The organism is Vreelandella salicampi, from assembly GCF_013415105.1.
Lineage (GTDB): Bacteria > Pseudomonadota > Gammaproteobacteria > Pseudomonadales > Halomonadaceae > Vreelandella > Vreelandella salicampi.
This window is the reverse complement of record NZ_JACCDF010000009.1, coordinates 159653-173275: the sequence shown is the minus strand read 5'-3', so window position 1 is coordinate 173275 and position 13623 is coordinate 159653. Positions and strand designations below refer to the sequence as shown.

Below are 13623 nucleotides of genomic sequence, written 5' to 3'. Positions count from 1 at the left end.
GCTACTTTTCCCGACTGATAACCAAGAAACGCTATAATGATGATTAATAATGAGAAAATGGCTAGAACAAGGGTTAACCCCATTTTGACTGAGATATTACTAAGTACACGGTTCATAGTGCGGAATGCCTCCAGGCTATATCCATTATCTATTGGCAATTTACGTAATCTAGCTAGAGACAGCCCAGCGACTTTAGACAAACTTAAATTTACCGATATTTTCCAGAACAATATATATCGGCCTTAGAGGAATATACTTTAGGATTATATGGAAATAATTTATAAAAAATAAAAGTCTATATAAAACAATTACTTAAACAACAAAACATAAAAACCCACCTTTAAAACTAGCGTTTTATCTTTTGACCTCTTGGTGCAACCATCTCTTACGCTGCACTACTCCTGCGCTTAGCCTTTAAGCGCAGGAGTAGTGTGCATGGATAACTTACGGGGAGGGATGAAAGGGATAGCTCGGGGTTATTTATCCGCGTGAATCTTAATCCGGTAGAGCACGCAGTAAACCACCGGCAACACCACCAGGGTTAACAGGGTGGCGACGCCAAGACCACCGATCAGCGCCACCGCCATGCTGGCGAAGAACGCATCGCTGATCAGCGGGATCATGCCCAGCATGGTGGTCAAGGCAGCCATGGCGACCGGGCGCACCCGGCTGACGGCCGCTCGCACCACCGCGTGGTAGCGATCCTGATGCAGCGGCAGCTGCACGTTGATTTCCTCCACCAGCACGATGGCGTTCTTGATCACCATGCCGATCAAGCTCAGCGTACCCAGCAGCGCCATAAACGAGAACGGCAAGCCGGTCAGCAGCAGCGCACCCACCACGCCGATAATCGTCAACGGCACCAATGACCAAATGGCCAGCGGCTGGCGGAAGTTGTTGAACAGCACCACGGTGATAATGAACATCATCACCAGCCCCAGCGGCAGCGAGGAGAACAATCCACTTTGCGCCTCGCCAGCGGTTTCATACTCGCCGCCCCACTCCAACCGGTACCCCGGTGGTAGATCCAACGCTTCCACCTCCGGACGAATCTCGGCCAGTACGCTCGCCGCCGTTACGCCGCTTAACGGGTGCGGTTCGCCATATACCGCTAGCATACGTTCCCGGTTACGGCGCTTGATCAGCGGGTCGGCTACCTGGGTCGTGATATCGCTGATCACCTGGTCAGCGGTGATATAGCGCCCTAGTTCCTGGCTCCATACGTTGAGCGAGCCAAGGTTATCCGCGTCGTGGCGTTGCTCAGGAATCGCCCGCGCCACCATGGGAATCAAGTCGCTGCCATCGCGGTAAACGCCCACCTGACTGCCGCTGGTACTCAAGGCAAGCGTGGCGGCCAGGTCTTCGCGGGTGACGCCCAGCCGCCGCGCAGTGTCTTCCATAAATATCGGTTCAATCACCTGCACGCGGTTACGCCAGCTAGTGCGCACGCTGGTCATGTGCGGCGTAGCGCGGAACATGGCTTCAACCTTGTCGCCCAACTGGCGCAGCACCTCGGGGTCGCTGCCGTAAAAGCGCGCCTCCAACTTGGCTTTGGGTGCGGGACCGACTTCCAGCGGGGCGATTTTATAGTCGATATCGCTGTGGTCGCGCTCCAGCACCTTCTCAACCTCGGCCATGCGTGCACGCTGAGTGGCTTTATCGTCGGTTTCGACTATCAGTTGCGCATAGCTCGCGTAGCGGTCTTCGGGCGAATAGGTCAGGGTAAAGCGTTGCGCGCCACCGCCCACCGTGGTGGTCAAATGGCGAACGCCTTCCATCTGCATGACGGTGTCTTCCAGCTCGCTAACCCGGCGCTGGGTTTCGAGAATATCCGTGCCTTCCGGCGTGCGGTAATCGACAAAAAAGATCGGTGTGTTCGACGCCGGAAAAAAGGCATTTTTGACCGAGCCAAAGCCGACCACTGCGCTCGCTAATATCGCCGCGACCAGCACCAGCGTGACCCAGCGCCAACGAATGCCGGTAATAATGACGCGGCTAAAAGCGCGGTACACGCTGCCTTTATAGGGGTCATCCTGACCATCACCGGGGGCGACGTTGCGGAAAAACAGCTTGAAGTAGAAGGGGGTGAGCGTCAGCGCAGTAATCCAGCTCAGCAGCAACGAGTAGAGCAGCACAAAAAACAGCGAGCCGATAAACTCACCGGTGGTATCCGGCGATAGACCAATGGGCGCAAAGGCCGCAATCGCAATCAGCGTGGCCGCCAGCAACGGCCAGGCGTTTTGGCGGATCACCTGGTGGGCCGAGTCGCGAATCGTGTTGCCGCGTTTTAAGCCCACCAGCATGCCTTCGGTCACCACAATGGCGTTATCCACCAGCATGCCGAGGGCGATGATGAGCGCCCCCAGCGAGATTTTTTCCAGCTGCAGGCCGTGGATACGCATCAGCATAAAGGTTCCGATGATGGTGATCAGCAAGATGAAGCCCATCAACAGGCCGCTGCGCCAGCCCATGAACAGCATCAGCACCACGATCACGATGGCCACCGCCTGTATCAAGCTGACCAAAAAGCCCGATACTGCCTCATCGACCACCTGAGGCTGGTCGTAGACCACGTTCAGCTCCATGCCCAGCGGCGTGCGAGTTTCCAGCTCCACCAAGCGCTGTTGCAGCCGTTCGCCGACCTCGACCACGTTAACGCCGCTTTCAAAGGAAATGCCCAGCGAGATCGCTGGTCTGCCCATATCGCGGTAGAGCTGCTGGGGTTGCTCCGCCAGTTCACGACTTACATTGGCAATGTCGCTCAGCCGCACTAACTCGCCATCGCCTTCGCTGACAATTAGCGCGCGCAGGTCATCAATATTCGCCGCGCTGCCGGTAGGCGTAATCCGAAAACGACGACCATCCTGTTTAAGGTGCCCTGAGTCGGCCACCGCATTTTGCGTGTCGAGCAGCTGTTGCAACCGGGTAAGCGGAATATTCAGCGCACGCAGGCGCTCACGGTCTACCTCGATATAAATGCGCTCTGGATGCTCGCCGCCCAGCGACACCTTCTCGACACCTTCGACCAGCGCCAGCTCACGCTTGAGGAAATCAGCATGGTCGGCCAGGTCGGGCATGGAGTAGCCTTCGCCGGTCAGGTTGACCATGAAGCCAAACACATCGCCGAAGTCGTCGTTAATGCGCGACTGCCTGGCCCCCGGGGGAAGCGCTGCCTGGGCATCCTCGACCTTGCGGCGCAGCGAATCCCATAGCTGCTCCAGCTCTTCGTTTTGCACCGTGCTTTCAAGCTCGACGGTAATCTGCGAGAGGCCGTCGGAGCTCACCGAGCTGACGCGTTTGATCGACGACATCTCCTGGATCGACTCTTCCAGTGTCGAGGTGACTTCCTGCTCCACCTCTTCCGGCGTCGCGCCAGGGTATTGGGTGGTGATCAGGGCGTTACGGATGGTGAACTCGGGGAACTCCAACTGCCCCATGCCCAGAAATGCCAGCGCACCACCCGCGAGCAGCACCACCGTCATTAAATAGCTGGCCGCCCGGTGACGTAAAAAGTAGTCGACCATATTAAAGCCCCTGCTCTTTTTCCCACGGGGTGACTTGGGTGTCTGCGGTTAGGCGGTGAGCACCGGCGGCCACGATGCGATCTCCCGCTGACAGGTCACCGCTTACCTGCAGGCCGTTTGATGTTAGTGGCCCAACGTCTACCGGCACTGCCTCAAGGTGGTCTGCATCATCATAGCGCCATACCCGGGCCTGGTCGGGGTCATCGCCGGCGTAGCTCACCGCCTCTGGTGGGAGGTGCCATGCTGGCTGAGTCGCATCGGACTGCAACGCACTCAAATCCAGGCGCACATTGGCGCTCATACCATCGAGTAGCGTGATGTCGTCAGGCTGGGGAAGCGTCAGCGTGATTTCGTAGGCCAGGCTCTGCGCGCTGGCTTGAGTGGTGTAAGACGCAAGTTGGGCAAGGTAGGGGGTATTGCTTCCGCCAAAGCGCACTTCAAACGCCAAGGCGTCGCCGAAGGGCTTGCCGTTGTTGCGCGGCATGCGCTGAACGATCTGCTCGGGCAGGTGAAACACCACGTCTAACTGCCCCGGTTGCTGGATAACCGCGACGGTTTGCTGCACTTGGACAATCTGGCGGTTATCCACCGGAACCTGGGCAATCACACCGTCGTAGGGCGCGCGAAGCTGCGTATGGGTGACCTGCTCTTGGGCTTGCTCAAAAGTAGCGCGGGCCGCCCGCCATTCACTCTCTGCCTCATCAAACTGGGCTTGACTCACCGCCCCGCGCTCCAGGGTATAGCGCATGCGCTCTAACATCGCCTTGGCTAACTCTAAGCGTGAACGGGCGCTATCTAGTTCGCTTTGCGCATTGCGGTCATCAATACGCGCAATTACCTCGCCCTCGCTCACCCGTTGGCCGGGGCTGACATTGAGTTCGAGCAATTCACCCGCCATGCGAAACGACAAATTGCTGCGCGTAGTGGCTTCCACCCGCGCCGGGAACTGCCGCAGCGCCGACGCATTCGCCGCTTCCAGGGTCATCAATTTGACCGGTCGTGCCGAATCGTCGGGCGCTGCCGGGGGTTGCTCACAGCCAACGAGCCATAACAAGGCGATAAGGCCCGGCAGCAAACGGATAAAGGTAACGGGCACGAAGAGCTCCTTACGGGATTCAGCGTTGTAACAAAAAATACTCAAGCGCATTGAGTTGAAATGAGTCAACCGACACTTTCACTGACATACATGAATGTCAGTGAAAGTGTAGAATAATCACCCAACGGCGACTTTGCCAGCCATAAATGCCAGAATCCGTATAATTTCAAGGTAAGGAATCGCTATGTCTCGTCGTAAGGCCGATGCCGAACGCACCCGGGAAACGATACTCGACGCCGCAGAGTCTACCTTTCTCGCCCAGGGCGTTTCGCGCACCACGTTAGCGCATATTGCCCAGGCAGCGGGGGTTACCCGCGGTGCGATCTATTGGCATTTTGAAGATAAAGCCGCCTTGTTCGATGCGCTGCTTGAACGGGTGCGACTCCCGCTGGATGAGATTGTCGATGACGCCGCACTTCGCCTCGGCGCAACGCCGATCGACTGCTTGCGTGAGATCGCTCAGCGCTCGCTGGCAGGCATCTGCCACGACTTACCGCTTCAGCGAGCCGCCACCATCGTGCTGCACCGCTGCGAAAAACTCGAAGACGACCACCCCAAAATCTGCATGATCACGCGGCTTTCCGAGCATGCTGAAGCCCAAGTAGAGCAGCTATTTGCACAGGTTCAACTCGCTGGCAACTTGCGTGCCGACCTCACCCCTGCCAGTGCTCGCCGTCAGTTTCATGGCTTTTTAATTGGTGTCTGCTTTGATTGGCTACAGGATCCCCAGCAATATTCATTGGCGGATGAATACAACGGCGTTGTCGAAACGTTAATACGCGGTATGTTGGTGGAGAGCACGCCCTAACGACTTAGAGATGACGGGGGCCTGCTTTCCAGCTACGGCGTGCTGCTGCGCATAAATCACGCTACGCTTGGCGATACGCTTCCTTCCCCCGCTAAACAATAAGTGAGCCCCTTTTTTATATGAGCATGCAGATCATAAACGCCCGTTTGCGCCAATTTCCCGAGCTTTACCGCGTCGAGATAGACAATGGCACGTTCAGCGCGATTACCGCCCAGGATGCCCCGCAAACCGCAAGCGAAGGACAAATCGACGCGGGCGGCAAATTACTCTGCGCGCCGTTTGTTGAGCCGCATATTCATTTGGACGCGGCACTGACGGCGGGGGATCCCAACTGGAATCAGAGCGGCACCCTGTTTGAAGGCATCGAACGCTGGGGCGAACGCAAGCCCATGCTTACCGAAGCGGATATTCGCGAGCGTGCGCTGAAAACGCTTAATTTGCTGATCGGTAACGGCGTTCAGTTTGTGCGCACCCACGCGGATACCAGCGATCCTAGCCTGGTGGGGATCAAAACGCTGTGCGCCCTGCGCGATGAACTGAAAGACAAGATCGACATCCAGGTCGTCGCCTTTCCGCAAGACGGCCTGCTCTCCTACCCCGGCGGTGACAAACTGTTGGAAGAAGCGCTGGAGATCGGCGCCGATGTGGTCGGCGGCATCCCCCACTTTGAATACACCCGCGAGCTGGGCGTGGCCTCCATGGAGCGGGTAATAGAACTGGCAATCAAGTACGACCGCTTGGTGGACGTACACTGCGACGAAATTGACGACCCCAACTCGCGGTTTCTTGAAGTCCTGGCTTATGAAGCACTGCGTCACGACCTGGGCAGCCGCGTGACCGCCAGCCATACCACCGCCATGCACTCCTACAATAACGCCTACTGCTCCAAGCTGTTTCTGTTGCTTAAACGCTCGGGCATCAACTTTGTCTCCTGCCCCACCGAAAGCATCCACCTACAGGGGCGTTTCGACAGCTACCCCAAACGCCGCGGCGTGACCCGGGTGAAAGAACTCAACGAGGCAGGCATCAACGTATGCTTTGCCGAAGATTCCATCGTCGACCCCTGGTACTCGCTGGGTAACGGCAAGTTGTTACGCACGCTGGATTTTGGCCTGCATATCTGCCACATGATGGGCTATCAGGACTTCAGCCAGGCACTTTCGCTGATTACTGATAACAGCGCCCGCACGCTCAATATTGAGGAGCACTACGGCATTGAGGTGGGCAAACCCGCCAGCTTCAACCTGCTGGACGGCGAGGACGATTACAGCGTGTTGCGCACCCAGGGCGACGTACTACTCTCGGTACGCCACGGCGAGATCATCATGCAGCGCGAACCCGCCAGGATCACCACGCCACCGTGGCTTGGCTAATGTTCAAGTCCACGTTAGGTTAGTTATTTCGCCGACTTAAAGGAGCCACGATGAGCGTCGAGACCGTTCGCCAGTTTTTTGCCGAGCATGCACCGGATGTAAGCATTGAGGAGCTTGAAGCCAGCACCGCCACGGTGCAGCTCGCCGCCGACGCCCACGGGGTGACCCCTGGTCAAATTGCCAAAACCCTGGCGTTTCGAGTGGGTGAAAAGCCGCTGCTGATTGTCGCCAGCGGCAACGCGCGTATCGACAACCGCAAGATTCGCGATACATTCGGCGGCAAGGCCAAGATGCTCGACGCCGAGACGGTGATGGAACTCACCAGCCACCCGGTGGGCGGTGTCTGCCCCTTTGGCCTCGCCACCGACCTGCCGGTGTACTGCGATGAATCGCTCCACGCCTTTGACGAAGTGCTCCCCGCCGCCGGCTCGCCCAATAGCGCCGTGCGCCTAAGCCCCAAGCGACTGGCCGAGCTGGTGAATGCCGAGTGGGTGGATGTGTGCAAGCTGCCGGAGAGTGATTACTTACTCTGCTCTCAAGCCAACGCAAAACATTTAGAGACATCAATCGAGCAGTACCATTCTGGGCAGGCAAAGCCACGTTAGCTATTTGAAAAGTAACGTCAGTGTGCTTTTCTGAAATTAAGTAAATGCCACATAATTAATTTTTATGGACTTAATCACCTAACACCCACACGCCACAGTCTCCGCGCTCTCCAAGCTTCCCATCTGCTCACCTGCTTGGATGGGATGCTGGTCACGACGCCAAAAATCTAACCCGCCCAATAACTCTTTTACCTGTAGCCCTGCACTTGCCAGCTTCCACGCGCCTTTGATTGAGCCGTTACAGCCAATACCGTCGCAGTAAGTGATATAAACAAGGGTGTTATCCAGCTCTGCTAAGCGCTCTGGTGTCATTTCCTTATGCGGCAAGCTGATCGCCCCTGGAATATGCCCGGCACAGTAGTGCTCAAAGCTGCGTGTATCGATCACCACAATAGCTGCAATACCATTGGCCAAATCCTGCGCCACGTCCCAGGCATCCGTGTGGTAGCAGAGTTTGTCATACATAGCCGCGGCCGTGGTGGCGGGCTTCGCGGGAGGAAATGCCAGCACCGCAGATTGATCCTCGTTAGTCATCACTTGCCCCTTATTTGATATCGAGTACATAGCCGTAAAAAGCGGTATTACGCTGCCAGCCCAAAGATTCATATAGATGCTGGGCGCGCTCGTTCTCTACTTGCGTCATTAATATCAAACGAGCCACACCATGCTCTTGAGCCAGTTGTGTAGCGGCTTCCATTAATGCCCTGCCGGTGCCTTTCTCACGACTCTCAGGCAAAACAAACAGATCATTTAACGTCCAGCGGGCATTTAAACCCACCGTGGAAACCCCAGGGTAGAGCTGTACAAAACCGGTGAGACTGCTCTCACTGTTCTCGCTAACCAGCATAAATGAATCCCCCAGCCCCATGCGTTGGCGCAGAAAGCTACGTGCCGCGTCTATATCACTCGGTTGCTTATAAAACTGACGATAGCCATCGAGTAAACCACTGAGTGGTTCCAGGTCATTGAGTACCGCCGAACGAATGTTAACCATAACGATTGCTCCAACTGGGTGGTGATTCAACACAGATTGCCGCTATAGTGGTCTACGATAAAGAGCCAATTAACGCCAATTTGAGGGAACCAGTGAAACGACATGATGCGGCTGGCGACTGGATTGCGGAGGCGCTAGCGCTAAGGCTAAACCCGCACGAAGCGGCTACGCTGGTTCAGCAGCTGTACCGCTCGCTAAAGGAGTGGATCCAACACGGTGAGTTGACGGCTGACGATGCGCTTCCTTCTTCCCGCTACTTGGCCCGCGCTTTGAGTATTAGCCGCAATACCGTGCTAGCCGCCACAGATCGGCTATTAGCGGAAGGTTTGCTGATTGCTCGCCAAGGGGCGGGGCTCTATGTAGCAGACCTACCCACGCTGTTAACCAGGGCTGAGGCACCACCTCCTGTGCCTGTTCGCTACTCAAACCGGGGCAACAAACTATTAACGCTAAGCGGAACGCTGAGCCACGGACATCGCGCCTTTGCCCCAGGCGTCCCCGCACTCGATCTATTTCCTCGCGAGCAGTGGCAGCGGCTGTTACGGCGACACTATTATCAGGCGGAACGGTCATGGATGGATTATCAAACCAGCGGCGGGCTACCTGCACTCAAAGCGGCCCTTTGTGACTATCTGCGGCTTTCCCGAGCGGTGCGTTGCCGGCCAGAGCAGATCGTCATCACCCAAGGCGCCCAGCAAGCGTTTGAACTGATTACCCAGCTCTTCACCGATCATGGGGATTCGGTTTGGATGGAGGAGCCGGGATACGGCGGCGCCCAGGCCTGCTTTCTGGCGTCAGGTTTAGCGGTCACGCCCATACCCGTCGATCAACAAGGACTAAACCCGTCACTTGCCCCTGAGAATGCGCCAGCACCTCGACTAATTTACGTGACACCCTCCCACCAGTATCCCAGCGGCGTGACCATGCCAGTGCCCAGGCGACTGGCGTTACTTGAGTATGCGTCTCGCACTGGCAGTTGGATCATTGAAGACGACTACGACAGCGAATTTCGTTACGACACGCCACCAACGCCCTCGCTCCAGGGCCTCGCTGAACAGGCATCGGTCATTTATGTAGGCACCTTCAGTAAAGTGCTCTATCCCGGCTTACGCCTGGGCTATCTGGTCGTGCCTGAAGCGCTTGCCGAAGACGTCAGACTGGCCCACGCACGCCTGCACCGAGAGGGTAACTACCCTGTACAGTCGGCCCTCGCCGAATTCATTGCCAACGGGCACTTTACTCGCCACATCGCCCGGATGCGGGCCGCCTACCGCCAGCGCCAAGCCTGCTTGCGAGCGGCGTTAGCGCCTGCAGTGGCCGCAGGGCTTCGGCTTTCTGACGGCCATGCGGGCATGCACCTGTTAGCCGAACTCGACACCATAGAAGAAGAAAACCTGCTTGTAAGACGCGCCGAGGCGCAAGGTATTACCCTTTCGCCACTTTCCCGCTATTACCTTGCTGAGAACAGGCGCCCGGGTTTAGTGCTCGGCTATGCGGGCTCAACGGAAAGCGAGCTTACCAATGCCGGTGCATGGCTCAGCGACGCCTATATGGCCCTAAAGCAATCGGTGACCATTACCTAGCAGTGCATGGCAGCAAACGTTGCCCTCCATCAATAGATGGCCTGCTGCGTATTCTCCGAGTACCTTCTTGTAGTAGGGTAATGCTCTTTACGCACGCATTTTTCTATCAACCAGCAAGGGGACAACGCGTTCCCGATGGGGTCAACGTGGTTCAACCGTTCTCTTCGCAAACAGAATCCCGCGCTTCGATAGGTAAGGCTTGGGGCGTGCATGCCTTTACGGCCAGCGGCGTTCTGCTCGGCACGATGGCGATGCTCGCCCTGGTCGACAATAATCCGGTTGCCTGTCTTCTTTGGCTGGGCGCGGCGATGCTGGTCGATGGTTTCGATGGCACCCTGGCCCGCAAGTTCGACGTCAAGACCGTGTTGCCCCATTTCGATGGCTCAACCCTCGATATGGTCATCGATTACCTTACCTGGGCCTTTATCCCGGCGCTTTTCATCTATTTCTTCATTGAGCTGCCGCCCAACCTTGGGCTTTTGACAGTGTTCATCATTCTGCTGTCATCGATGTTCTGTTTCTGCAACGTCAATATGAAAAGCCAGGATAATTTCTTTGTCGGCTTTCCTGCCGCCTGGAACGTTGTCGCGGTCTATGTCTATATTCTTGACCTACCGCCCTGGTTCACCTTTGTCGTGATTGTCCTGCTGGCCGCCCTCACCGTGACAAGGATGAAGTTTCTTCACCCTTTCCGGGTGCGCCTGTTCATGCCGCTCAATATCGCCGTGACGCTTGCGTGGTTCGTCTGTGCCACGTCACTGGTACTCTCCACCCCCGAGCACGCGGCCTGGGCACTATGGGGCTGGGGCGTCACCTCTGTGTACTTCGTCGGTATCTGCCTGTGGCGTACCGCGAAAGAGTGGTTCGATTGACAGGTCACTGATGGCTAACGACTTTATCGCCCCCGATGGATACCCCCGCTGCCAGTGGTGCGGCGGCGCGCCGGAATTTCTGCCCTATCACGATAATGAATGGGGGTTTCCGGTAGCCGATGACCAGCGGCTGTTCGAAAAACTTTGCCTGGAGAGTTTTCAGTCGGGCTTGAGCTGGCGCACCATTCTCAACAAGCGTGAGCATTTCCGCGCCGCCTTCCACCACTTCGACTTTCATCAGGTCGCCCGTTTCAATGAAGACGACGTGCAGCGCTTGTTGCAGGATGCGGGCATTATTCGCCATCGCGGCAAGATCGAAGCAACGATTAATAATGCCAAGCGGGCCCAAGAAATGGTCGAGCAGGAAGGCTCGCTGGCGGCTTTCTTCTGGCGCTACGAGCCACCCTCCGATGCACGCGCTGCGCCGCAAACCCAGACCACCTCGCCGGAATCCATCGCCCTGGCAAACGCATTAAAAAAACGCGGCTGGAAATTCGTTGGGCCCACCACCGTCTTCGCCTTTATGCAGGCCATGGGGCTGCTCAATGATCACTCGCTGACGTGCATCACCCGCAAACGCGTTGAGCACGCAAGGCAGCAATTTCAACGGCCTGTTAAATGAAGGCGTCGTTACATCATTTTCTTACAAAGGCAGTATATAAACTTTTGTTCACTGCCATCCGGCGTTTGGTGTGACTCTTTTTCGTGACCGATAAGCTCGAACGGTTCACCAAACTCTGAATGCAATTCGCCAGCGCTGTAGCGCATCACGGGGAGCCCACTGCATTGGGTTGGGCCATCTTCGGCAAAGGTAGCCACCATCACAAGACCGCCCGGTTTAACAGCCCCCATCACTTGTTGTACATAACGATGACGCTCTTCTTCACTCGTGAGGAAATGGAAAACGGCGCGATCGTGCCAAATATCATAGCCATGCTCACGAAACTCAGCCTCCAACACATTTTCTTCACGCCATATGACGTGTGATGCACGCTCGCCAAGGCGTTCTTTTGCTGTGGCCAGCGCGGATGACGATAAATCCAGCACGGTAATTTTTTCATAATCAAGCGCTAGCAAATCATCCACCAGCGTTGAGGCACCGCCACCCACATCAATGATTGAAGCTGATGTGGGAATGTCAGCATTGCGAATGAGCTTTACGGAAAGTGCCGCATGCTCCTGAAACCAACTGACCTCTGTGGACGCCTTCTTGGTGTATACCCCTTCCCAGTGTTCTTTGGATTGCATGATGGCTCTCCCATGGTATTAAACAGCTAGTGTTGCCCCATCACCCTACCTCCACCGCATGCTGCTGCGCGTCTTCCACCATCTCGGTGGCCAGCTCACCCACAGTGCGTACGGCGTCTTCGATGGCGGGCGTCAGCGTAAACGCATAGTTCAGGCGCAGACACTGGCGAAACTTACCCGAGGCTGAAAATAGCGACCCCGGCGCCACGTGAATAGCACGCTGCGCCAGGCGTTCGTTAAGGCGCACACAGTCGACGGCAGCGGGTAGCTCTACCCATAGCAGGAAACTGCCCTGTGGGTAGCTGATGCCCGCTCCCTGGGGGAAGTAGCGCTGCACCCAACTAATCATGATATCCCGCTGGCGCTGATACTGGCGGGTGGCGTAACGGACGTGGCGCTCGTAGTGACCTTTGGCGACGAACTCCGCCACTGCCAGCTGCGGCAACGTAGCCGAGGCGCCGGTGGAGACATACTTCATATGCATCGCCTGGTCGCGATAGCGGCCCGGCGCCAGCCACCCCACCCGCAGCCCTGGACCTACCGTTTTGGAAAAACCGCTGCATAGCATCACGCGCCCATCGTCATCGAAAGATTTCACCGTGCGTGGCCTGGGCAGAGTAAATGACAAATCACCGTAGATATCGTCTTCGATAATCGCCACATCGAAGCGTTGAGCAAGCTGGAACAGCGCTCGCTTGCGTGCTTCAGGCATGGTGTAGCCCAGCGGATTGTTATAGGTCGGCGTGACTTGTATCGCGCGAATCGGCCATTGTTCCAGCGCCAACTCCAGCGCCTCCAGACTGATGCCGGTTTGCGGGTCAGTGGGGATTTCCAGCGCTTTTAAACCGTTGGCTTTGAGGATCTGCATGGTGCCGTAAAAGCTGGGCGAGTCCACGGCGACGACATCGCCGGGCTGGGTAAGGGTGCGCAGCGCAATGGCCAGCGCTTCCTGACAGCCGGTGGTCACCATGATGTCATCCGGGTGCAGCAGGCAGCCGGAGGCGATGGCCAGCCGCGCCACCTGTTGGCGAAGCTCGGGGCTGCCGTTCAGCTTGTCGTAGTTGAATCCGTTCAGGTCAGTACTGCGATGCAGGCCAGCGAGGATTTTCGACAGCGGCCGCAGCGTCTCATACTCAAGATTGGGTACGCCACGCCCCAGCAGCAACCGGTCGTCGTCGCGCTGAGTAGCGACGAGCTCTAGCACTTGATCCCATTGGGAAATATCCAACGGCCGCTGCGCCGGGCGAGAGACCGACGGCAACACCGACGGCACCCGGCTGGGTAACACGAAGTAGCCCGATTTGGGCCGAGACTCGATCAACGCCACGTCCACCAACTGGCGGTAGGCCTCCTGGGCCGTCGAGATACTGACGTCCAGCTCCTGACACACCGCCCGAATTGAGGGCAGCCGATCACCCACGCGGTAAATACCGTGCTCAATACGCTCGCGTAGAATGCCAGCGACCTCTTCATAGCGTGTCATACCACTGCCCTCCCTCTCGCCCAAAAAAGATACAGAT

Annotated in this window: 12 protein-coding genes; 6 read left to right on the top strand and 6 right to left on the bottom strand. The window is 56.8% G+C overall.

The genetic code is table 11. From position 1 onward, the window contains the following. Positions 1-476: 476 nt before the first annotated feature. A complete protein-coding gene (locus HZS81_RS11585) occupies positions 477-3524 on the bottom strand; it encodes an efflux RND transporter permease subunit (protein WP_179930717.1) in 3048 nt (1015 codons plus the stop codon). A gap of 1 nt (position 3525) precedes the next feature. After that, the gene (locus HZS81_RS11580) at positions 3526-4620 is read right to left on the bottom strand and encodes an efflux RND transporter periplasmic adaptor subunit (protein WP_179930716.1); all 1095 of its coding nucleotides are present in this window, start codon (positions 4618-4620) and stop codon (positions 3526-3528) included. A 184-nt stretch (positions 4621-4804) separates the two neighbouring features. Here HZS81_RS11580 and HZS81_RS11575 point away from each other — a divergent pair, with 184 nt between their 5' ends. The 3 genes from HZS81_RS11575 (at position 4805) to HZS81_RS11565 (ending at position 7406) form a co-directional block, all read left to right on the top strand. Beyond that, on the top strand, positions 4805-5428 hold the full coding sequence (locus HZS81_RS11575; protein WP_179930715.1) for a TetR family transcriptional regulator: 624 nt from the start codon (positions 4805-4807) through the stop codon (positions 5426-5428). 119 nt (positions 5429-5547) lie between these two features. Next, positions 5548-6801: a cytosine deaminase gene (gene codA / locus HZS81_RS11570; protein WP_179930714.1), complete on the top strand. Its 1254-nt coding sequence runs from the start codon at positions 5548-5550 to the stop codon at positions 6799-6801. 50 nt (positions 6802-6851) lie between these two features. Continuing rightward, positions 6852-7406 carry a YbaK/EbsC family protein gene (locus HZS81_RS11565; protein ID WP_241697474.1) on the top strand — a complete coding sequence of 185 codons (555 nt, stop codon included), beginning with the start codon at positions 6852-6854 and terminating at the stop codon, positions 7404-7406. 78 nt (positions 7407-7484) lie between these two features. Here HZS81_RS11565 and HZS81_RS11560 read toward each other — a convergent pair whose 3' ends face one another. Further along, positions 7485-7940 carry a rhodanese-like domain-containing protein gene (locus HZS81_RS11560; RefSeq protein WP_179930713.1) on the bottom strand — a complete coding sequence of 152 codons (456 nt, stop codon included), beginning with the start codon at positions 7938-7940 and terminating at the stop codon, positions 7485-7487. A 10-nt stretch (positions 7941-7950) separates the two neighbouring features. Further along, on the bottom strand, positions 7951-8400 hold the full coding sequence (locus HZS81_RS11555) for a GNAT family N-acetyltransferase (protein WP_179930712.1): 450 nt from the start codon (positions 8398-8400) through the stop codon (positions 7951-7953). Between the two features lie 92 nt (positions 8401-8492). On the opposite strand from HZS81_RS11555, the gene pdxR reads away from it, so the two are divergent. From pdxR to HZS81_RS11540, 3 genes are all read left to right on the top strand, one after another. Continuing rightward, positions 8493-9983 carry a MocR-like pyridoxine biosynthesis transcription factor PdxR gene (gene pdxR / locus HZS81_RS11550; protein ID WP_179930711.1) on the top strand — a complete coding sequence of 497 codons (1491 nt, stop codon included), beginning with the start codon at positions 8493-8495 and terminating at the stop codon, positions 9981-9983. Between the two features lie 146 nt (positions 9984-10129). Continuing rightward, a complete protein-coding gene (pcsA, locus tag HZS81_RS11545) occupies positions 10130-10855 on the top strand; it encodes a phosphatidylcholine synthase (RefSeq protein ID WP_422141585.1) in 726 nt (241 codons plus the stop codon). Between the two features lie 10 nt (positions 10856-10865). Next, positions 10866-11477, top strand: a complete 612-nt coding sequence (locus tag HZS81_RS11540; RefSeq protein WP_179930710.1) for a DNA-3-methyladenine glycosylase I — start codon at positions 10866-10868, stop codon at positions 11475-11477. A gap of 8 nt (positions 11478-11485) precedes the next feature. Here HZS81_RS11540 and HZS81_RS11535 read toward each other — a convergent pair whose 3' ends face one another. Then, complete coding sequence (locus tag HZS81_RS11535) at positions 11486-12103, bottom strand: class I SAM-dependent methyltransferase (RefSeq protein ID WP_179930709.1); 618 nt, start codon at positions 12101-12103, stop codon at positions 11486-11488. Between the two features lie 40 nt (positions 12104-12143). Further along, positions 12144-13586, bottom strand: a complete 1443-nt coding sequence (locus HZS81_RS11530; RefSeq protein ID WP_179930708.1) for an aminotransferase-like domain-containing protein — start codon at positions 13584-13586, stop codon at positions 12144-12146. Positions 13587-13623 lie beyond the last annotated feature (37 nt).

Coding starts and splice junctions, on each gene's coding strand:
- HZS81_RS11560 (WP_179930713.1), bottom strand. CDS start 7,940: ATGACTAACGAGGATCAATCTGCGGTGCTGGCATTTCCTCCCGCGAAG.
- HZS81_RS11555 (WP_179930712.1), bottom strand. CDS start 8,400: ATGGTTAACATTCGTTCGGCGGTACTCAATGACCTGGAACCACTCAGT.
- HZS81_RS11535 (WP_179930709.1), bottom strand. CDS start 12,103: ATGCAATCCAAAGAACACTGGGAAGGGGTATACACCAAGAAGGCGTCC.
- HZS81_RS11530 (WP_179930708.1), bottom strand. CDS start 13,586: ATGACACGCTATGAAGAGGTCGCTGGCATTCTACGCGAGCGTATTGAG.
- codA (WP_179930714.1), top strand. CDS start 5,548: ATGAGCATGCAGATCATAAACGCCCGTTTGCGCCAATTTCCCGAGCTT.
- HZS81_RS11565 (WP_241697474.1), top strand. CDS start 6,852: ATGAGCGTCGAGACCGTTCGCCAGTTTTTTGCCGAGCATGCACCGGAT.
- HZS81_RS11540 (WP_179930710.1), top strand. CDS start 10,866: ATGGCTAACGACTTTATCGCCCCCGATGGATACCCCCGCTGCCAGTGG.
- HZS81_RS11585 (WP_179930717.1), bottom strand. CDS start 3,524: ATGGTCGACTACTTTTTACGTCACCGGGCGGCCAGCTATTTAATGACG.
- HZS81_RS11575 (WP_179930715.1), top strand. CDS start 4,805: ATGTCTCGTCGTAAGGCCGATGCCGAACGCACCCGGGAAACGATACTC.